4 protein-coding genes are annotated in these 23,167 nt (G+C 70.0%); all 4 read right to left on the bottom strand.

What is annotated here, in order from left to right:
• On the bottom strand, positions 1–19,403 hold a 19,403-nt coding region (locus tag DMB80_RS16160), incomplete at its 3' end, for a non-ribosomal peptide synthetase (RefSeq protein WP_111510779.1).
• A 42-nt stretch (positions 19,404–19,445) separates the two neighbouring features.
• On the bottom strand, positions 19,446–21,230 hold the full coding sequence (locus DMB80_RS16155) for an ABC transporter ATP-binding protein (RefSeq protein WP_111510778.1): 1,785 nt from the start codon (positions 21,228–21,230) through the stop codon (positions 19,446–19,448).
• Positions 21,227–22,927, bottom strand: a complete 1,701-nt coding sequence (locus DMB80_RS16150) for an ABC transporter ATP-binding protein (protein ID WP_111510777.1) — start codon at positions 22,925–22,927, stop codon at positions 21,227–21,229. The genes DMB80_RS16155 and DMB80_RS16150 overlap by 4 nt, the downstream gene beginning before the upstream one ends.
• Positions 22,924–23,163: an MbtH family protein gene (locus DMB80_RS16145; protein ID WP_111510776.1), complete on the bottom strand. Its 240-nt coding sequence runs from the start codon at positions 23,161–23,163 to the stop codon at positions 22,924–22,926. The genes DMB80_RS16150 and DMB80_RS16145 overlap by 4 nt, the downstream gene beginning before the upstream one ends.
• Between the last annotated feature and the right edge of the window lie 4 nt (positions 23,164–23,167).

Here is a 23,167-nt window from a genome sequence, read left to right as displayed (position 1 = left end):
GTGCCTGATGGTGTTGTGGGGCGGGGTCGATCGGTGGGTAGGGGGGTTTCGTCGGGGGCGTCGCGCAGGGTGTGGGTCCAGAAGTGGAGGTGCTCGTCGGCGGTGTGGTCGAGCAGTGCGTGGTGCCACAGGGCGTAGTCGGCGTAGTGGACCGGTAGCGGTTTCCAGTGGGGTGGGTGGCCGGAGAGGCGTGCGGTGTAGGCGTGGTGGAGGTCGGTGAGCAGGGGTGCGTCGGACCATTCGTCGGTGGTGATGTGGTGCAGCAAAAGCACGACGGTGGTGGTGTGGTCGGGGTGGCGAATGATGGTGATGCGCAGTGGTGTGTCGTGGGTGAGGTCGAAGCGGTGTGCGGTCACCTGCTCGATCTGCTGGTCGAGGGGTGTGCCGTCGTCGTCGAGGATGTCGATGGGGGCGCTGGTGTCGGGGTCCAGGATGTGTTGGGCGAATCCTGTGTCGTGTTCGGTGAACACGGTGCGCAGCGTTTCGTGGCGGGCCACCACATCGGCCACCGCTGACCGCAACGCTGCGACATCCAGTCCCGCGCCGACCGTCACGATCAGCGGATAGTTGTAGACCGTCCCGGTCTCGGGAAGCCGGTCGACGATCAGCATGCGCTCCTGAGCCGCCGAGACCGGGATGAGTGCCGGCCGCTCGCGCACGACCAGGTCCGGGCGGGTCACCGACGGGGTCGAGGCGTCATCGACGAGGTCGGCCAGTCCTGCCACGGTGGGGTGGTCGAACACATCGCGCAGCGAGAGGTCGACGCCGAAGATCGATCGCACCCGGCTGATCAACCGGATACTCGACAACGAATGCCCGCCCAGGGCAAAGAAATCCGCGTCGACGCCGGTCACCGGGACTCCCAGCACGCCGGCGAAGACGTCACACAGGCTGCTTTCCGTCGGCGTGTCGGGCGCACGTCCGCAGTCGGCGTCGATGTCGACCTCGGGCAGCGCGCGTTTGTCCAGCTTTCCGTTGTCGGTCAGCGGCAGAGCATCCAGCACGGCGATGGCTGCGGGCACCATGTGCGCCGGCAGTGCGGATGTCAGGTGGCGCCGAAGGTCCGCGGGGACATCGGCGCCGCCGGTTGCCACGACGTAGGCCTGCAGCCTGTGTGAACCGGTCGGATCGGGAACGGCGATCACCGCGGCCTGCGTCACTGCGGGGTGATCGTGCAGTGCGGCCTCGATGTCCCCGAGTTCCACCCGGTGGCCACGGATCTTGACCTGGTCGTCGGATCTACCGAAATAGTCGATGTTGCCGTCCGGGCGCCGCCGGACGACGTCGCCGGTGCGGTACATCCGCTCACCGGACCGGAACGGGTTGGCGACGAAGCGCTGGGCCGTCAACCCCGCTCGGCCCCGGTACCCGTGCGCCAACCCGGCTCCGGAGATGTACAGCTCCCCGGTGACCTCGTCGGGCACCGGCCGCAACCAGGCGTCCAGGACGTACACGCGGGTGTTCCAGATCGGTGCGCCGACGGTGGGCGTCGCGCTGTCGTCGGTACCTGCGCCCAACGTGTTGATCGTGTACTCGGTGGGCCCGTACAGGTTGTATCCGTAGGTGGTGTCGCTCTCGCGCAGTCGATTCCACACACTCGATGACACCGCTTCGCCGCCCAGCAACACCAGGGTCGGAGGATGCGGGGGATCGAGGAGACCCTCCTCGAACAACACCGCGGCGTAGGTCGGCGTGACGTTGACGACGTCGATCTGGTGGTCCTGGCAGTAGGCCACCAACGCCACGGCGTCGCGGCGCAATTGCTCGTCGCAGATGTGCACCTCGTGACCTTCGATCAGCCACAACAGCTCTTCCCACGACATGTCGAAGGAGAACGACACGGTGTGCGCGATCCGCATGCGACGGCCACCGGCCCGCTCGATCGCGGGCCCGAAGATCGCCTCTCGGTGGTTGAGGTGCATGTTGGTCACGCCGCGGTGCGCTGTGGAGACACCTTTCGGGATGCCTGTGGAGCCCGACGTGTAGATCAGGTAGGCCGGCGCCTCGAGCGGCGGCGCATAGCCGTCCCATTCCGGCGGTGCGGCCGCAACCGTCGCAGCGACACCGGCATCGTCGAGGACCAGCGTGCGGCTGTCTCCCGACAGCGCGCCGATGCGCTCGGCGACGGCACTGGTGGTGAGCACGCACGCCGGTTGGGCATCGGCGAGCATCACCCGCAGCCGCTCGTCCGGATAGTCCAGTTCCAGCGGTAGGTACGCCGCACCGGCGCGCAACACGGCGAACAGGGCGACCACCGCGTCGATCGAGCGTGGAATGGCCAGCGCCACCGTCGCGCCTTCGCTGACACCGGTGTCGCGCAGGACCCAGGCCAGCCGGTTGATCGACCCCTGCAGGGTGGCGTAGTCGACACGTTGGTTTCCGCACACCAGTGCGGTCATCTCAGGTGAGAGCTGCGCGCGCTCGGCGAGCAGGTCGGTGACCGGCGCCGGTGACAGGGGCCGCTCTGTCGCGGTGTCGGCGGTTGCGAGTTGCCGGTGCTCGTCGGCCAGGGCGAGCGGGATGCTGCCCAGCAGGTCGGCCCCTCGTGCCAGCGCCATGAATTCCAGCACCTGCTGCAGTCGGTCGAGAAGGCGCTGCGCGCGGGCGCGATCGACGACGTCCGGGCGATATTCGAGCTTGACCCACAACCGTCGGCCCGGCGACGCGACCCAGGTCAGGGGATAGTGCGATGCATCCACGGAATCGTGGCCGACGATGCCGTGCTCGGTTTCCAAGTCGGTGAAGGTGTCGTCGTCGAGGAAGTTCTGCAACACGAACAGGCTGTCGAAAAGCGGTGCACCCGAAGGTATTCCGGTGTCATCCGCCAGTGCGCGCTGGATGTCGCCGAGTCCGAGGTACTCATGGTCCATCATGGCCAACCGATCTGACTGCACGGCGCGCGCGGTGTCGTCCAGACGGTGGGCCGGGGAGAGCCGCACCCGGGTGGGAACCGTGTTGAGGAACAAGCCGATGACATCGGCGATCCCGTCGATCTCTGTGGGCCTGCCGGCCACGGTCGATCCGAAGACCACGTCTGAGCCGGCTGTTTCGTAGCCGATCACCATCGCCAACGCGGTGCTGATGATCGCGTTGAGAGTGACACCGCACTCCCGGGCTCGTGCTCGCAGCGCGCTGGTCTGATCGGGCGAGAGCAGGAATTCCAGGCGCAGCGCAAGTGTCGGTTCGGTGCCGACCGCCGACGGTACGAGCAGCGTCGGACTCGCGAGCCCGGCCAGAGCTTCGGCCCAGCAGCGCGTGGATTCCGCGCGGTCGCGATCGGCGAGCCAGGTGAGGTAGTCGGTGAAGTCCGCGGTCGGCGCAGGAAGATCGACCGGTTCACCCTGGCGGGCAGCGGAATACGCGGTGAACAGCTCGCCCAGCAGCTGTTCGCGCGACCAGCCGTCGAGAAGCAGGAAGTGGTAGCTGAAAATCAGCCGGTCGCACCGCCCGGTGCGCACCACGGTGAAGCGTGCGAGCGGCGGCGACGCCAGGTCGAAGGTTCGCTCCCGGTCGGCGCGGGTGACGCGGTCGAGCTCCGCCTCGATCGCCCCCGCGTCGGCGAGGCCGGTGAGATCCACAGTCTTGACGATCACCGGCGGCTCGACGGCGATCGCGGCGACCGGTTCCGGTGTGCCGTCCGCCCAGAACGCCGATCGCAGAACGGGATTGCGTGCCATCACCACGGTGTAGGCGCTCTGCAGCGCTGCGACGTCGACAGGTTCGCTCATGTCGAACACGTTCTGCACGATGTACACGGCGGCCGGTGAGTATCGCGCCTGGAAGTACACACCCTGCTGCAGCGGTGAGAGCGGCCAGATCGTCTCGACCGGGACGGGTACGGCGGCCAGCACCGCATCGATCTGGCCCTGGTCGAGGGTGACCAGGGGGAGATCCGACGGGGTCATGCTGCGGTCGGCGGTTCCGGCCGCCGTCGCGAGTTCCTGCAGGACATTCACCCAGTGGCCGGCGATGTCGGTGGCGTCGGGTTCGGAGAATTCTCCGTCGGCATAGGTGAACACCGCGCGCAACCGCGGGCCGTCCGCGGTGTCGTCGCAGGCGGCGTTGACCTCCAACAGGTACGGCGTACCGAGGTCGGGGTCGGGGTCGGTGCGCAGCGGTTCCGGCGCCGGCTGCCAGTCCGCGTCCCCGGCAGACCACCGCCCGAGATAGTTGAACAGCAGCTGCGGTGCCGGCAGCCGGCCGAGCGCCCCGGCGGTTCGTGGATTGCAGTAGCGCAACAGCCCGAACCCGATCCCGCCGTCAGCGCCGGCCCGCACGGCTTCCTTGACTGCACGCAGCGCCGTCACCAGATCGGCGTCGTCGCAGGGCAGTCGTACCGGGGAGATGGCGGTGAACCACCCGACGGTGCGGGACAGGTCGACGTCCTCGCCCCACCGGTCACGTCCGTGCCGTTCGATGTCGACGACCAGTGGGGCGTCAGCGGCCCGGCCGGCGCCGCGGCGCCACCGGTTCACCGCGATGCTCAGAGCGGTCAGCAGTGTCTCGGTGACGTCGGCGTTGGCCAGCGCGGGGACCGTGGTGAGCAGCGCCGCGGTGTCGGCCACGTCGAGGATCACTTCGTGGTCGCGCGTCGCACCCACGGTCAGCCCCACCGTGAGCGCATCCGGGTCGAGTTCCCCGCCGGGTGCCAACGTGGCAGACCAGTGCTCGAACTCCGCGAGCCGGGAGGCCCGCTGCGCCTCCTCGTTCACCGCGCGCGCGTATTCGCGGTACGAGGTCGGAACCGGTTGCAGCACAGCTGAACCGGCACCGCGTTCGATCTGGCGGCACGCGTCGGCGAGATCCTCGATCAGGATGTGCCAGGACACCGCGTCGACCGCGAGGTGGTGGATCACCAGGATCAGCCGACCCTGCGCCTCGGGGCCACGGTCGAACCAGACCGCCTGCAGCACCTCCTGCGATTCGGGGTCCAACCGGCCCGCCGCGGCGTCCGACTCGACGGCAATCGCCTCGGCCAGCTCGTCGTCGGTCAGGTCGGCTGCGTCGATGCGGGTGAGCGGCGCCGCCCCGGCGGTGACGGTTTCCAATGTCCACAGCGTCGGCACCGGACGCAGGAGGCGCATCCGGAGCGCGTCGTGGCGCTCGACGACGGCCCGCACCGCTGATTCGAGGACGTCGACGGTGAGTCCCGGCGGCGTGCGCAGTATCTCGCTCTGGTTGAACCGTGTGATGGTGCCGCCGAGTTCGGCCTGGCGCGAGACGATCGGCGGTAGAGGAACTTCGCCGGCGGCGGCGGCCGCGTCGACGACTGTCGTGGACACCGCATCCGCATCGGCCACGTCGGCGAGTGCGGCAGGCGTGCGAGCGGTGAACACCTGCTGCGGTGTGATCCGCAGCCCGGCGCGCCGGGCGAGGTTGACGAGCTGGATGGCCACGATGCTGTCGCCGCCCATCGTGAAGAAGTCGTCGTCCACCTCGACGGGGACGTGCAGGATCTGGCTGCACAGTTCTGCGATCCGTGCGGCGGCACCGCCCGGCTCCGGATCGGCGATCGCGGTGGCGCGGTAGGGCGCAGGCAGCGCGGCCCGGTCGAGCTTGCCGTTGACCGTCAAGGGTAGTTCCTCCAGTAGCACAAAGGTCGCCGGCACCATGTAGGCCGGGATACGTTCTGTCAGTGCATGTTTGATGTCCGCGGTGGCAGGGGGCCGGCTGGTGACCAGGTATCCGACCAGCGTGACGCGTCCAGCGTCGTCGGTGTGCGCCGCGGCGGCGGCGTTGCGGACGTCGGGCAGGGCCGCCAACGCCGCTTCGACCTCACCGAGTTCGATGCGATAACCGCGGACCTTGACCTGGTGATCGGAACGGCCGACATAGATCAGATCCCCGGTGGCGGTCCACATCGCGGTGTCTCCGCTGCGGTAGAGCCGGCGTCCACCCGCGTCGTTCGGGTCGGCGACGAATCGGCCGGCGGTCAGCCCGGGCTTGCCGATGTAGCCGCGGGCGACCTGGCCACCCGAGACATAGATCTCGCCCACGACACCCACGGGTACGGGCCGCAGCCGCTCGTCGAGCACGTGCACGGTGAGACCGGGCAGCGCGCCCCCGATCACGCCTCGCTCGCCGGCGTCCCGCGAAGACAGCGGGCGGTGGGAGACGTGCACGCAGGTTTCGGTGATGCCGTACATGTTGACCAGCTGTGGGCCGGCAGGTCCGCGGTCGAGCCAGCCGTCGAGTCGCGACGCATCGAGCGCCTCCCCGCCGAAGATCACATAGCGCAGCGACAGCTCGGGACGCAGTCGGGCATCGGCGTCGACGAGCGGGTAGAACGCCGACGGTGTCTGGTTCAGCACGGTCACCCGCTGTGCGGCCAGCAGTCGCAGGAATCGTTCGGGGTCCCGCGCGTCGGCGCCGCCGACGAGCACCAGGCGCGCACCGTGCAGCAGTGCCCCCCACATCTCCCAGACGGAGAAGTCGAACGCCGCGGAGTGGAACATCGTCCAGGTGTCGTCGGCGGTGAAGGAGAAACGTTGTGCCGCAGCGGCGAACAGAGCCGCGACGTTGCGGTGGCTGACCGCCACCCCCTTGGGCACCCCGGTCGATCCGGAGGTGTAGATCACGTAGGCCGTGTGGTCGGCCAGCGCGGGTTGCGCGCTCGTGCCATGCGGAGATGCGTCGTTCTCGGCGTCGGCGAGCGCGACGACGGGCACGTCGACGTCGGGCAGCCGATGCTGCCGATCGGCCAACACGCACACTGGCGCGGCGTCGGTCAGGATGTGGCGTAGCCGTGCCTCCGGGGAGTCCGGATCCAGCGGAACGTAGGCGCCGCCGGCCTTGACCACACCCACGATCGCGACGATCAGATCGAGCGAGCGGGGCAACGCCACCGCCACACGTGATTCGGGGCGTACACCCATGGCTCTGAGGGCGTCCGCGACCCTGGTCGCCCGTGCGTCCAATTGGGTGTAGGTCAGCGAGCCATCGTCGCCGGTGACGGCGACGGCCTCACCGTGCCGCGCGACCACATCGGAAAATGCCTGTGCGAGAGTCTTTTCTGTCGATGCGACCGGTATGACCGCTGCGTCGCCCGCGACCCCGAAGTCCAGCGCGCCGATCGTGGTGTCGGAGTCGGTGGCCAACGCGGTGAGGATGTGCTCGAGATGCTCGGCGTAGCGGTCGGCCTGTCGGCGGTCGACCACCGTGGCGTCGTAGGAGATCTCGATGACGAGTTCATCGCCCAGGTAGGCGATGACGGACACCGGATAGTGCGGGGCGTCGGTGCCGACGAAGCCGTCGAAGGACAGAAGGTCCGGACGCCGCTCCGAGGACGTGGTGGGGAAGTTCTCGACGACGACGAGGGTGTCGAACAGTTCGCGAGTCCCGGCGAGACGGGAGAGCTCGGTCAGGCCGAGGTGGTGGGCGTCCAGCACACCGCTCTGTCGGTCCTGCAGTTCGGTCAGCGCCGCGCCGAGCGTGGTGTCGTGCTGCCAGGACATCGCGACGGGGATGGTGTTGATCAGTAACCCGACCACGCTCTCGACGCCGGGCAGGTCGCCGTCGCGCCCCGATACAGTGGACCCGAACACCACCTCGCGGCGGTCGAGCAGGCGGCCCAGCAGGATTCCCCAGGCGCCGTGCACGATGGCCGACATCGTCAGGCCGCGGTCGCGACCGACACCTGTCAGCGCGGAGGTCAGTTCGGTGGACAGTCGCCGGGTACTGCTGCGATGTTCACCGGCCGCCGCTGCGGCGCGGTCACCGTGCAGAAGCGTGGGTGTCGCGTCACGGAGTGCTTCACTCCACACGGCGATCGCCGCGTCGTGGTCGCGGGCGAGTACCGACTCGACGTGATCGCGCAGCGTCGCGGGCACCGGGGCGAGCTCGGCACGGCGACCGACGGCGGCGTTGTACGCGGCCACGATGTCGGTGAAGATGACCGGGTAGGACCAGCCGTCGGCGATGATGTGGTGCATCGTCTGGATCAGCCGGTGATCATCCTGTGCCAGTGACACCAGGGTGTAGCGCACCAGCGGCGGCCGTGACAGATCGAACGGGCGGGCCAGCTCCCGGCGCGCGATCTGGTCCAGATCGGTTGTCTGCGAAGCAGTCTCGAAGCGGATGTCGACCTCGACCTCGGACCAGATCACCTGTGCGAGGCGGCCGTCCTGCAGTTCGGTGAAACTCGCCCGCAGCGCCTGGTGCCGGTCGACCACGCTCTGCACCGCGCGCGTCGCGGCGGCCGAATCGAGCGGTCCGGACAGGGTCGCGATCTGCTGGATGCGATAGGTGTCGGTGAAGGTCTGGGCACCCCCGCCGAACATCGCGTGGAAGTACATGCCCTGCTGCAGGGGGAGGAGCGGGAGAACCTCCTCCACCCTGCCGGTCCGCTCCAGGATGTCCACATCGGCCTGGCTGAGCTGCACCAACGGAAAGTCGGACGGGGTGCGGCCGTTCAGCGCCGCGCAGCGAGCGACCGCCTCCAGCGCCGCGCGCCAGAGGTCGGCCAGCTCGCCGACCGCGTCGGCGTCGAGCAGTTCCTGCGGGAAAGCGAGCGTGATGCCCAGTGTCGGGCCGGCGCTGGACTCCTCGGCGAGCGCAGTGATTTCGAGCGCCACCGCGGGGTTCGCGGGGTCCACACCCTCTCGTAGCGCACCGATGGTCGGCACGGGGTCCCAGTCGCGTCCGGTACCGCCGGCGAACCGGCCCAGGTAGTTGAACAGGATCTGCGGGGTCGCCGCGGTGAGAGCCGGGTCGACGGCGAGGTGCCGCAGCACGCCGTAGCCGATGCCCCGGTCCGGCACCGTCCGCAGTTGCTCCTTGACCCTCTTCACCGCGGCGGCCAGTCGGTCACCGGCAGCCAGCACATCGGCCCAGGGCAGACCGCCCGGATCCAGGCGCACCGGATAGATCGAGGTGAACCAGCCGACGGTGCGGGACAGATCCAGCGGGAGGCCGACGGTGTCGGCTTCGCGGCCGTGTCCTTCGACGTTGACGACAGTCGCCGTCCCGGTCGCGCGGCCGCGGGTGCGGCGCCATTGGTGCAGCGCCATCGCCAGCGTCGCGAGCAACGCGTCGTCGGCTCTGCCGTGGAATGCCGCCGGGATGGCGGACAGGACCGCGGCGCTGGTGTCCGGGGACAACGCGAAAGACCGTGTCGTAACGGTGCTCGCGAGGTCCACGGCCGGATCGAGCGGACGCGCGCCCAGATCGGGGTCGGGCGTCGCGAGGACATCCGCCCAGTACGGCGTCTGATCCGCGAAACGTGCTGAGGCGCGCAGCGCGTCAGACCAGACGCGGAACGGGACTGGTTCGGCCTCGAGGTGCGGATGAGAACCGGAACTCACCTGCGCCCACGCCCGTCGCAGATCGTCGGCGAGGACCCGCCAGGACACGCCGTCGATCACGAGGTGGTGGATGACGATGAGGAGTTGCCCCGGTGCGTGCGGTGCGCTCCACCACACCGCGTGCACCATCACGCCGTCGGCGGGGGACAGCCGGGTTGCGGCCTCCGCCGTCGCCGCCGCGACCGTGTGTTCGTCGAGTTCGGCGGTGGCCCGGGTGAGGATCGAGGCCGCATCAGGCCCACGGTCGGGGATGGTCAGCTGCCAGCCGTCGGCACCGCTGTCGAGTCGGGCCCGCAGCATGCCGTGCGCGTCCAGTAGCGAGGCGAGCATGTCGCGCACGTTCGTTTCGGTGAGCGCCGCCGGCGTCGTCAGCACCATCGCCTGATAGAAGTTCGTCAACGGTGTCTGTGCCGCAGCGGTTTCGGCGAGCATCGGGGTCTGCGCGACATCACCTGTGTCTGCGACGTCGAGTGCACCGAGGGGGTCGACGGCCCGCGGCGCCGATTCGGCGAGTGCGGCCAGCGCCGCGACGGTGCGGCGCCGGAACACATCGCGCGGGGTGATGTGCAGTCCCGCCGAGCGGGCCCGTCCGCACAGCGCGATCGACGAGATGCTGTCACCGCCCAGGGTGAAGAAGTCGTCCTCCGGGCCGATGGCGTCGAGATCCAATACGGCCGAGACGATGTCGAGCAGCTGCGCCTCCCGCTCGGTGCGCGGCGCCCTGGTCTGTGTCCGGGTGGGGGCGACCGGCTCGGGCAGGGCCGACACATCCAGTTTGCCGTTGACCGTGAGAGGCAGCGTGTCGACCACCCCGTAGCGGGTCGGCACCATGTACGCGGGCAGCGTCGAGGAGAGCTGCTCGTGCAGGCGTCCCGCGAGTTCGGTCGCGGTGCTCGGAGCAGAGGTCGGAATCACGTACGCCGCCAGTGACTTCACCGGCGGATCACCGGCGAGGGTACGGACCACGACCGCGCACCGGCTGACATCCGGCAGTGCGGCCAATGCGGCCTCGATCTCACCCGGTTCGATGCGGTAACCGCGGATCTTCACCTGGTCGTCGGCGCGGCCCAGATAATCGAGCAGTCCGCTGTCGGGACGGCGTCGCACCAGGTCGCCGGTGCGGTACATCCGCCCACCGGGGACGAACGGGTCGGCCGGCATCGTGGCAGACGTCAGCGCCGGGCGACGGTGATAGCCACGCGCCAAACCGGTTCCCGCGATGTAGAGCTCGCCGACAGTGCCGTCGGGAACCGGCCGCAGCGCCCGGTCCAGGACATAGGCCCGGGTGTTCCAGATCGGCCTGCCGACAGTCGGGGTCGTGCTCTCGTCGGTTCCGCCGCCCAGGGTGTTGATGGTGTACTCGGTCGGACCGTAGAGGTTGTAACCCGCTGTGGCGGGGTGGTCGCGCAGTGCCGACCAGACATGCTCGCTGACGGCCTCGCCGCCGAGCAGCACCAGTGCCGGGGCGCGCGTGTCGAGCAGCCCGGCATCGAACAGGTGGTGGGCGTAGGTGGGCGTGACATTGACGACGTCCACGGCGTGGTCGCGGCAGTAGGCGACCAGTGCGGGCGCATCGCGGCGCAGATCCTCGTCGCAGATGTGCACCCGGTGCCCGTCGACGAGCCAGAACAGCTCCTCCCACGACATGTCGAAGGAGAACGAGACGGTGTGGGCGACGTCGAGCCGGTCCCTGCCGGCGCGGCGAACGGTCGGGGCGAAGATCGCCTCACGATGGTTGAAGTACATGTTCGTCAGGCCCGCGTACCCGGTGATCACGCCCTTGGGGGTGCCGGTGGACCCCGACGTGTAGATCAGGTAGGCCGGATGCTGCAAACGGTCGGCGCCGGCGGCGAAGTCGCCCAGTTCGGCACTGGTCAGCGGGTCCGTGGCGGTGGCGGCGAGCTCGTCACCGAATGTCTCGGCGTCGACGACGATGACGTCGGCGCCGTGCTCGCGACCGCACTCTGCCAGCTCGTACTGGGACGAGGTGGTGAGCAGCAGGGTGGGCCGGGCGTCGCTGATGATGGTGCGCAGCCTGCTCAGCGGCAGGTCGAGTTCCAGTGGCAGATACGCCGCGCCTGCGCGCAGCACCGCGAACAACGCGACAACCATGTCGATCGACCGCGGAAGCGCCAGCGCGACAAAGGTTTCGGTGCTGGCACCATGCCGGCGCAGCACACGCGCCAGCTGATTGACTCTCTCGTCGAACGCGCGGTAGGTCAGCTCGACGTTGCCGAAGACGAGCGCGACGTCGTCGGGGCGACGGTTGGCCTGCTGCGTCAGCAGTTCGGCGATCGTGACCGGTTCGACGTCCCGCGGCTCGTCATGGTGCGGCGGTGCGGTCGTCACCGGTACTGCGCCGAGCACGGTGGCCGGTGAGTCCGCGAGAGTCTGCAACACCGCCAGCAGACAGGTCACCATCTCCTGGGCGCGCTCGTCGCCGACCACGCGATGCTCGAGTTTGACGGTCAGGCGACGCCCCGGCGTGAGCACCCAGGTCAGCGGGAAATGGGTGGTGTCGTGGTAGTCGACGTCGACGATGCCGTGCGCGGCGTCCAGATCGGCGAAAGTGCCCTCGCCCAGGAAGTTCTGCAGCACGACCAGCGAATCGAACAGGGCGGCACCGGATTGGCCTGCGGCACGCTGGATCTGCCCCAGCCCGAGGTGGTCGTGGGGCATCATCGCCAGCCGCTGCTGCGCGACAGCGCCGACCACGTTGGCCAGTGACGTCGCCGGTGGCAGGTCGACCCGGACCGGCACGGTGTTGAGGAACAGCCCGATCGTCTCGTCGATCCCGGCGAGCTCACCCGGGCGTCCCGCCACCGTGATGCCGACGACGGTGTCGGTGGTGCCGGCATACAGCCCGGTCACGACGGACACCGCCGTCGTGACGACAGCGTTGAGGGTGACCCCGAGCGCCGCGGCGGTATCGCCGAGGCGTGCGGTGGTCGGCTCGTCGACCGCGACGACGATGCGGCCGGGTTCGGTGTCGACGGGCGCCTCGGTGGGCCGGTGTCCGCTCGCCGAGGTGGGTCCGTCGAGCCCGGCGAGCAGGTCGGTCCAGGCGGCGAGCGCGTCGGCCTCGCCGGTGCGTTCGATCCAGCGCAGGTAGTCGGTGACCACGCCCGGCCGCGGCACGAGCGCACCCTGCTGGCCGCCAGAGGCGTAGAGCGCGAACAGCTCTCGCAGAACAAACTCGCGTGACCATCCGTCGAACAGCAGGAAGTGGTAGGTGAGCAGCATCCGGTCGCGGCCCTCGGGGAGCCGGACCACGGTGAGCCGCAGCAGCGGCGGCGCAGCGAGATCGAAGGGTGTGGTCCGGTCGTCGTCGACGACGGCCTGTAGCGCCGCGGCGGCCTCGTCCGCGGGACGATCGGAGAAGTCCAGCACCGTGATCGACGACGGCGGTGCGGTGAGCACCACCTGGACGACCGCGCTGGCGTCGGCGGCCGGGTGGGGCTCGGCGTGCTCGACACTGCGGAACCCGGCACGCAACTGGGGGTGGCGAGCGAGCAGCGCGGTGAACGCGGCCTGCATCGCCGCGGCGTCGACGCGACCGTCGACCGTGAACACGTTCTGGGCGATGTAGGTGGTCGTGGGGGCGTCGCCGAGCGTGCACTGGTAGTAGACGCCGTGTTGGAGCGGTGAGAGTCCCCAGATGTCGTCGAGCGCCTCTGCGGTGGTCAGCCGCTGCAGCGTCGCCGGCGACAGCCGCACCGTCCCGAACTGGGACACCGACTCCTGCTGGACCGTCGGGTCGTCGCCGGCCAGCGCGGCGATCCCGATGGCGGTCCGCCCGCGGAACACGTCCTCGGTGGTGACCGACAAGCCCCGGCGGGCGAGTCTGCTCGTCAGCCGGATCGCGGCGATGCTGTCGCCGCCTGTGGCGAAGAAGTCGGTGTCCGCTCCGATCTGACCCGGCTCGGCGCCGAGGACGGCGGCGATCGTCTCGACGATCACCTGCTGCCGATGGTCGCCTGCGGCGGCCTGCGCGACCGTCCGCGATGGCGCCACCGCTGCCCGGATCGCCGCGGTGTCACGTTTACCGTTGGGCAGCAACGGGATCGACGGTGTGATGGTGATCGTCGCCGGCACCAGGTGGGCGGGCAGCTCACGGCGCAGCGCCCCGCGCAGGTCCTCGGGGCTCGGCGCTCCCGCATCTCCCGAGTCCGCTGGGTCCGCCGGCTCCGCGGGGTCCACCACGACCACTGCGGCCAGGGTGGCGTCGAAGCCGACGACCGCCGCGTCGACCACGCCGGGCTGTCGGATCAGTGCGGTCTCGATCTCGCCGGGTTCGACCCGATGGCCGTTGACCGTCAGCTGGTCGTCCGTGCGACCGGCGAACACCACGGTGCCGTCGGACTGCCAGGCACCCAGGTCGCCGGTGCGGTACATCCGTGCACCACCCGGCGCGGCGACGAACCGAGCCGCGGTCTGTGCCGGCCTGTCCAGGTAGCCGCGGGCCAATTGCGGTCCACTGACGTAGATCTCGCCGATCGCTGCGGTGGGCAGCTCACCCAGGTGCCGATCGAGGATCCGGACGTGGGCGCCGGGGACGGGCGCACCGAGAGTGACTGTGGTGTCTTGCTGTGGCCCGGCGAGGACGTCACCGGTCACCTCGGAGCTGCCATAGGAGTTCACGACCGCCGCACCGCGCTCGCGCAGCGTGGCCAGGTCAGCCGGGGTCAGCGGCGCACCGCTGACGATCCAGCGGCGCACCGTGGCGACGTCGTCGCGGTACTCGTCGGCCAGGGCGGCCGCCAGAGACGGAACAGCGAGCACCTGGTCGACGCCGTGGTCGGCGATCAGGTCAGCCAGGGCTCGCCCGTCGCGGCTGGCGCGGTCGTCGGCGAGCACGGTGCACGCGCCGGCCGCCAATCCGGCGAGCAGCTCGGTGGTGCCGTCGATGAACGACAGCGAGCTCTTGGCCAGCCGGCGGCCCGCCGGCCAGGCGGTCAGTGCCCACCGCAGCCGGTTGGCCAGCGCCCCGTGGGTGCCGATGACCGCCTTGGGTTCCCCGGTGGAGCCCGAGGTGTACAGCACCGACACGGCGTCGTCCGGGCCGACCGGCACGGGCGTGACGTCGCGGTCGGTCGCGGCGCCGACCTCGACCAGCGCGGTCTGCTCGGGCAGCGCGGGCTGGACGACTGTGCGGCCTGCGGCGTCGACCAGCGCGACGCGGGGTCGGGCGTGGCCGAGCATGAAGGCGATTCGCGCTGCGGGGTAGCCGAGGTCGACGGGAAGGTACGCCGCGCCGGTGAGCGTGATCGCCCACAGGCTCGCGACCAGGTCAGTGGATCGCGACATCGCCAGCGCCACCACGTCACCCCGCTGCACGCCTGCATCGAGCAGCTGTGCGGCGATGGCGCCGGCACGCTCGCGCAGCGCACCGAACGTCACCGCCTCGTGTCCGGCGCGTACCGCGATGTCCGTGCGATGCGTATGGGCGGCGGCCTCGAGGATCTCCGTGAGGGTGCCGGCGTCGAATCCGGGTCGCGGGTCGGCGGAATCGGCGATCGGGATGCGGGCACAGAGCACATCGAGATCGGTTGCCAGCGCCGACAGCACGTCGGCGAACACGCCTGCCACGGTGTCGGCGAAGGCGTCGGAGACGTGGTTGCGTGCGTTCGTGATCGTCAGCGACAGCTCGTCGCGCACGGTGACCATGACGGTCAGCGCGTAGTGCGGGGCTTCCACGACCCGGATGTCGCCGAAGCGGAGATCCCCGGCGGAAACGTTCGCAGGACCCAGGTTCTCGATGACGACGAGGGTGTCGAACAGCTCGTCGAGGCCGGCGATGCGATGCGCCTCGGGCAGAGGCAGATGATGGTGGCCGAGCAGATCCGCTTCGCGCCGGCCGAGTCGGGCGGCGACTGTCCGTGCCGGCTCGTCGGGTGACCAGGGGACCCGCACGGTCACGGTGTTGACCAGCAGCCCCACCATCTGCTCGATGCCGTGCACCTCGCCGTCGCGGCCCGACACCACCGAGCCGAACGTGACGTCGGTGCGCCCGGTGAGCCGCCCGACGGCCAGTGCCCACGCCGTGTGCAGCAACGTGCTGACAGTGACGCCGGCAGCCGCGGCTGCGGCCGCCACGGCCCCGCGATCGGCGAGCCTTCGTTCCCGGCGGCCGAATCCCGCTCTGCCATCGACCCCAGCGCCATCGACCCCGGCGCCGTCGACCGCTGCGAGTCGGGTCGGTGCGTCGATGCCAGCCAGAACCGGCGCCCACACGGCACGGTCGGCGACGGTGTCGCGTGTGCCCAGCCACTCGAGGAAATCGCCGAAAGACACCGCTGGCTCTTCGAATTCGCCCACGGTGTAGGCGGTCAGAAGGTCCTGCAGCACCACGGGCACCGACCAGCCGTCGGCCACGAGGTGGTGCACGGTCTGCACCATCGTGGTCCGTTCTCCGTCGCGGCGCACCAGCGTGTACCGACTCAGCGGAGGGCGAGTCAGATCGAAGCCGCGACGCCGGTCGTCGGCCGCGCAGCGCTCGACGACAGCCTCGGCGTCTGCGCCGTCTCCAGCGTCGATCACGCGGAAATCCGGCGCGGGGGCGGGCGCGTGGACTGCGACGGGCGTGCCGTCGGCCACGGTGACGAATGCGGCGGTCAGCGCGAGATGGCGTGCGGTGACCATGTCGGTGGCCCGCTGGAAGCGCTCGACGTCGAGCGGACCGTGGATGTCGACGATCTGCTGCACGATGTAGGGGTCGGCGTGTCGGCGGAACGTCGAATGGAAGTAGATGCCCTGCTGGACGGGGGTCAACGGCAGCACCTCGTGGAGACCGGGATAGCGCTGCTCCACGTCGACGACGTCGCCGTCGCTCAACGAGACCCGGTCGAAGTCGGAAACGCTGTGTCCGCGAACGTCATCGCTGTCGGCGATCAGCTCCAGCAGGCTGATCCACCGGGCGGCCAGAGCAGCCACGTCGGCGGTGGGCAGGAGGTTGCCCGGCCAGCTGAACGTGGCCCGCAGCACCGGTCCGTCCCCGGTGTCGGCCGCTTCGGCGTTGATCTCGAGCAGCCGCGGCAGCGGCATCGCGGGGTCGCGGCCTTCCAGCACCCCGTCGAATGCCCACGGCCGGTCTGTCGCGTCGAAGCGACCGAGATAGTTGAACAGCACCTGCGGCGCGACAGCGAGCTCGGTGTCACCCCGGAGATGGCGTAGCACCCCGTAACTGAGGCCGTGCGAGGGCACGGTGCGCAGTTGATCTTTGATCGAGCGTACGACCGCACCGAGATCGGGGCCGCCGGCCAGCGCTTCGCGCCAATCGATCCCGTTGTCGCGCAGCAACACCGGGTACAGCGTGGTGAACCAGCCCACGATGTCGGAGAGGTCGACGATGGTGGAAAGGTCACCGTCGGCGACCCAGCCGGTCTCGCGGCCGTGCCCTTCCATCTCGATCGTCAGCGCCTCGCTGTCGGTGACTCCGCGGGCGGCGAGCCACTCCCGCAGCGCGAGGTACAGCGCGGCCACCAGCGCGTCGTTGACATGGCCGTGGATGCGCTCGGGCACCGCGGACAGCACCGCGTCGGTGGCGGCGGCCGACAGCGCGACCGTGAGGCTGGACTGGGTGGCCACGGTGTCGCGGTGCGGATCGAGAGAGGCGGCGAGACGGCATGTTTCGGTCATGGCAACATCACGCCAGTACGCGCGATCGTCGTCGAACGCCCCGTGCCCGGCGGCGTCGGCGAGCTGCGTCGCCCAGGAACGGAACGCGGAGCGGGTGGGCGCGAGGGCGAGCCCGGCCCCACAGGACAGTTGCCGGTAGCCTTCGGAGAAGTCGTCGGCCAGGACGCGCAGCGAGATCCCGTCGACGACGACGTGGTGGGCGACGACGACGAGCCGTCCCGTCGCGGTGCCGCCGGTCAGCCACCCGACGGCCACCATGATCCCGGCCGCGGGGTCGAGAAGCGCGACCAGGCGGTCGCGCATCGCCGGAACACCCTCGGACAGAGGCGAGATCAGGAACGGAGTGCGCGGCGGCGCGGCGGGAATGTGCAGCTGCGCAGCGGGCCCCGGTGTGGAGGCCCACAGCACGGGGTGCCGGGCCACCACCGCGTCGACGAGCTGTCGGAGCGTGGGCTCGTCGAGGTCGGGCGGGGTGACCAAGGACATGCCCTGGTAGAACCCGCGCATCCCCGATGTTGCGGACCCGCCGGTGTCGGCCACCTCGTCGAGCCACTGCAGGATCGGCGTCGCGGGCACCGGTCCGGTCGGGTCGACCATCTCCTGGTCGGCAGGCACCGGTGCGGCGTCGACGAGAAGCGGTGCGAGTGCGGCGACCGTCCGGTGGGCGAACATGTCGCGGGGCCGCAGCGAGAAGCCCAGCGCCCGCACGCGACCGACGACACGGATCGCGACGATGCTGTCCCCGCCGAGGCCGAAGAAGTCGTCATCGATGCCGAGATCCGCCTCGTCGAGCTCCAGGGCCTCGGCGAACGCTCGGCACAGCACCTGCTCGCGCGGGTTCCGGGGTGTCCTCCGCCGATGGCCGCCTCGGGGTGCCGGTGGTGCGGGCAACGCCGCGCGATCGGTTTTCCCGTTCGCAGTCAACGGAATCGAGTCGAGCGCGACGAAGTCGGTGGGCACCATGTAGTCGGGGAGCCGGGACGCCGACCAGCGGCGGACCTCGTCGTGGAATGTCGCGTCGTTGACCACACCTGGCGCGGCGAGAAGGTACCCGATGAGCCGGTCCGCGGTGCCCTGTCGGTGCACCGTGACGACGGCCCGCCGGACCTCGGGATGGTCGGCGAGCTGCGCCTCGATCTCCTCGAGTTCGATGCGACGACCGCGGATCTTGACCTGGTTGTCGGCACGCCCGAGGAATTCCAGCGTGCCGTCGTCGGTCCACCGGGCCAGGTCGCCGGTGCGGTACATGCGAGTTCCATTGGCGTCGAACGGGTTCGCGATGAAACGTGACGCGGTCATCGCAGGCGCTTTGACGTATCCGCGGCCCAGCAGGAAGCCCGCGGCATACAGCTCACCGCCGATGCCGGGCGGGACAGGTCGCAACGCGTGGTCCAGCACGTAGAGCTGGGTGTGGGGGTTGGGGAGCCCGATCGAGGTCGCGATCCGCTCGGCCGTGTCGCGATAGATCACGTGGGAGACCCCGATGGTCGCCTCGGCGGGTCCGTACCCGTGATAGAGCGTGGTGTCGAGCTGGCGCCGGAATCGGGCGAACAGACCGGGGGTGAGAACCTCACCGCCGCACCACACGTGACGCAGCGACGTCAGCGCGCCGGCAGCGCCGTCGGCGATGGCGATCCGGTCGAGTTCGAGAAGCGTGTCCAGCATCGAGGACACCAGGTAGACGAACGTGACGCGCTCGGTGGCGATGGTGTCGAGCAGATAGTCCGGATCTTTCTCGGCGTCCGGGGCAGCCACGACGACGCGTCCGCCGCTGATCAGCGGTAGCAGGATCTCGTTGACCGAGATGTCAAAGGACAAGGGTGCTTTGAACAGGGCGGCGTCGTCGCGGTCGAAGCCCAGGATGTGGTCCCGCTGCCAGAGCAGACGTTCGGCGATGGCCTCGTGACGGATCATGGCCCCCTTGGGCGTTCCCGTCGATCCCGAGGTGAAGATCACGTAGGCGAGCGCGCCGGGCGCAATCGTCACCTCCGGCACGGTGGTGGGCTCGGTGTCCAGGCGCCAGTCGTCGAGGTCGACCGCGACGGTGTCGACGGCCCAGTCGCTGTCGTCGGTGGGTGTGACGATCGCGCACCGCACGCCCGCGTCGGCGAGCACCTGACGGCGGCGGTGCACCGGCCACGTGGGGTCGACGGGGACGAACGCGGTGCCGGCCACCATCGAGGCGAGCACGCAGACCACCATCTCTGCCGAACGCGGAAGACCGACGGCGACAACGTCTTCAGCGCCCATGCCGCGAGCGAGCAGGCTGTGCGCCAATTGTGCGGTGCGGGCTTCGAGCTCGCGGTAGGTGAATCGCCGGGGACCGTCGACGACCGCGATGGCATCGGGGGTCCGCCCCCACTGTGCAGTCAGTATCGCGGGCACCGTCGTGCGCCGATCCGGCGTCGAGTGGTTGTTCCACTGGTCGAGCAGATCGACGACGTCCAGCGACTCGGCGGTCACGAGGGGAACCTCTTCTTGTGTCGGTGATGCGGGCGGGATGGTCTAGCTGTGTGCTCGCCAGGCGCGCCAGAGCCGGGCGTAGCGGCCGTCCTGTAGATCGGCACGGTCCAGCAGTTCGGCATGGGTACCGCGCTCGACGATGCGTCCGCCCTCCATCACCAGGATCTGGTCGGCGGTGGCAGCCTGGGAAAGGCGATGCGCGACAACGAGGGTGGTGCGACCCTCGGTGGCGGCCAGTGCGGCTGCGTCGAGCTCGCCGGCGGCGGTGCTGCCGGCTTCGGCGGTGGCTTCGTCGAGTACGACGACGCGCGGGTCGGCCAGCACCAATCGCGCGAGCGCCAGATGCTGCGCCTGCGCTGCGGTCAGGTCGATGCCGTGTTCTCCGACCAGGGTGTCCAATCCGTCGGCGAGACCGGTGACCCAGTCTCGAGCGCCGACTCGCGCCAGGGCGTCGAGAAGGTGGTCGCGGGACGCCTGGGGGGCGGCCAGGCGCAGGTCGTCTCCGACGGTGCCCGAGAACACGTGAACCTCCTGGGTGACCGTGGCCACCCAGTGCCGGAGCCGATCCTCGGCGATGTCGGCGACGCACACTCCACCGATGAGGGTCTGCCCCTGATTCGGCACGAACAGCCCTGCGATGACAGCGGCCAGGGTGCTCTTCCCCGCACCTGTGGTGCCCACCAGCGCGCATCGCGTGCCCGCTGGGATGGAGAGCGAAACATCCTGCAGCACAAGCGGGCCGGACCCGTACCGGAACGACGCGTTGCGCACCTCGACGTCGGCCGAGGCGGGTTCGGCAGTCGGGGGCGGCGGTCCGTCTGTCGGCGCGGGCCGCAGGTCGAGCACGCCGACGAGACGGGCGAGGCACGCGGCGCCGGCCTGGATCTCGTCGAAGTTGTACATCATCATCCCGATCGGGTTGAACAGGCGATGGAACATCAGCGCCGCGGCGGTCGTCTGTCCGACCGTGACGGCGCCGCTGCGGACCAGGAGGAAGCCGACGACCAGGGTCGCGGCCAGACCGATGAACTCGGCCCGGTTGACCCGGCCGACGAACCGGGTGAACAGACCGAAGACCGTGATCTCACAGTCGCGGGCCCGTGCCGACGCGTTCTCGATGCCGCGCAGGTGCTCGGCATGCACCTCGTAGGCGTCGATGGTGCGTGCGCCCTGGATGGACTCGACGGTGGCCTGCGCACGTTCGGCGAGCGCGACGCGCTGTCGCGCGTACAGCGGCGCCGATCGGGGCAGGTACCACAGCAATCCGGCGACATAGGCCGGGATGCACAGCGCGCCGGCGAGTCCCAGCCGCCAGTCGATGCCCGCCATCCCCACCACGGTGACGATGCCGAGGAAGAATGCGTTGAGCATGTCGGGCAGTACCTGGGACACGGCTTTGGCGACCGCTGCGACATCGGCGCCGACGCGCGACAGGAGATCGCCGCGGCCGCTCTCCTCGATCGTCGTCGCCGGCAGATCCAGGGCATGGCGCAGTACGTCCTCGCGGAGGTCCGCGACCGCGGACTCACCGAGACGGGCGATCAGGAACGCCGACAGTCCCGTGCCGAGCCCGCCGATCACCGCGCTCACGCCGATCACCACAGCCAGCCCGACCAGCCCGGCCGAGCGGCCGTCGTCGATGCGATCGACCAGCGAGCCGAGCAGGTAGATCGGCACGGTGGCCGCCGCCGCGGCGGCCAACCCGACCACGAGCGCTGTGGCACTGGCCATTCTGCGGCGGCGCGCTTCGCCGGTTAGCCACCGCCACGTCCGCCTCATCGAGGCGACGGGCAGCACGGGTGGTGTCGTCGACGTGCTGATCGTCATCGCTGCACCAGCTCCCGGTATCCGTCATCGGAGGTGACGAGGTCGTCGTGGGTGCCTTCCCCGCGGACCCGACCGTCGTCGACGACGATCACGCGGTCGGCGGCGGCGAGCAGCGCCGGGCTGCTGGTGAACACGATCGTGGTGCGACCGCGCGCGACCCGCATGCTGCGAATGCCCTCGGCGATCGCTTGTTCGGTGACGGCGTCGACGGCGGTGGTCGGGTCGTGCAACACCAGAACGTGCGGATCGGCGGCCAGTGCGCGGGCCAGCGTCCACCGCTGGCGTTGTCCACCGGACAGACTGGCGCCGCGCTCGATGACCCGGTGCTCGAGTCCGTCGGCGTGCTGTTCGACCACGTCGAGCGCACATGACGCGATCAGCGCTGCGGCGATCGCGTCGGACTCGGCGCCCGACATCGAGAGATTGGATTCCAGGGTGCCGCTGAACAGGTCTCCGCGGTGGGCCTCGACGATCAGGGCCTGACGGCGTCGCCCGTACGGGATGTCACGCAGCGCCAGGCCGCCGATGCGCACGCTCAGGCCGGCGTCGTGGTCGCGGTCGGCCAGTGCCTCCATCAATGTCGTCGCGTCCCGGGGGTCGGCGGTCAGCACCGCCACCATCTCGCCGGGGTGGGCGCAGAACATCAGGTGGCCTGACGCGTCGAGGACATCGAGTGAGGGTGCCGAGGGTGCGGCCGAGGCGTTCGACACCGGGTCGTCAGAGCGACGCGCGGGCGCCGACAGCACGTCGGCGACGCGGTTCGCCGAGGCGCGCGCTTCGGCCACCGAGCTGGGCAGGGTCGCGAGCACGGTGAAGGGCTCGGCGAGGAACTGGGCGAGGCCGATCACGGTGATCAGCTGGCCGAGGGTGAGGTCACCGGCGAGAGCGAAGTACGCGGCTGCCACCGCGACCGCCATCGCGCTGAGCGCGCCCGCGGCGGCGGCCGCCCCGGCGTGGGCGCTCTCCATCCGTGACGCGTGCAGCGTCGCGGCCAGGGAGCGCCGGCTCGCGACCCGGTAACGATCCGCGGCATGGCGCTGCGCGCCGATGCCCTGCAGTGGCCGCTGCCCACTGATGAGGTCGGTGGCCAGCGCGGTGGCGCGACCGATCTGCGACTGCTGCTCCTCGACACGGCGCGCGATGACGGGCGCGGTGAGCTGCAGGCCAATCATGACCACCGGCACGCCGACGAGGACCATGATGCCCAGGGGTGCGTCGATGTGGAGCAGGACCGCACCGCACGCGACGGTGGCCACCGCCGCGCCGACCATCCGGGGGACGTAGTCGAGCAGATAGGCGGTTTCCTCGGCGTCGGTGGAGGAAATCGACAGCAGTTCTCCCGCTTGGTAAGTGGTGACCATGCCGCGGGGGTCGAGAATCCGCCGGCACAACTCGACCCGCAGCAGGTGGCCCTCCTCGGCGATGGCAGCCATCAGCATGCGGGCCCCGAAGCGATAGACGATCGTCAGGACCACGAACAGGGCGGCCAGGGCGCAGATCCAGGTGGCCATGGCGGTGATCGAGCCGGTGGCCACTGCGCGATCGACGATGACGCCGATCAGGATCGGGACGGCGACCTCGCAGAGCTGGTGGGCGGCGATGAGGACAGAGCCGCCGGCGAGCCGGGTGCGCTGTCGTGCGACGGCGCGGCGCAGCACCGCCGTCCCGGACCAGCCGTCACGCGACGGCGTACTCACGCCTGCGCGGATGCGGCGGTGTCCATCTGCTCCCGCAACGATTTCGGCCGCATGTCGGTCCAGTTCTCCTCGACGTAGCGCAATGCGCTGTCGCGGTCGGTGCCGTCGGGTCCGCCGAACACCGTGCGCCACCCGGCCGGCACCTCGGCGAACGTCGGCCAGAGCGAATACTGCTCCTCGTCGTTGATCAACACCACGAATCGGCCGTTCGGATCGTCGAAAGGATTGGTGGACAACGTG

The organism is Mycobacterium kyogaense (assembly GCF_003254575.1).
In the GTDB taxonomy this organism is placed as follows: domain Bacteria; phylum Actinomycetota; class Actinomycetes; order Mycobacteriales; family Mycobacteriaceae; genus Mycobacterium; species Mycobacterium kyogaense.
The sequence above is the reverse complement of the archived record's forward strand: the minus strand, read 5'-3'. Positions and strand labels throughout refer to the sequence as shown.

Bases quoted from the DNA above. Each gene is read 5' to 3' on its own strand.
- DMB80_RS16155 (WP_111510778.1), bottom strand. From the start codon at position 21,230: ATGACGATCAGCACGTCGACGACACCACCCGTGCTGCCCGTCGCCTCG.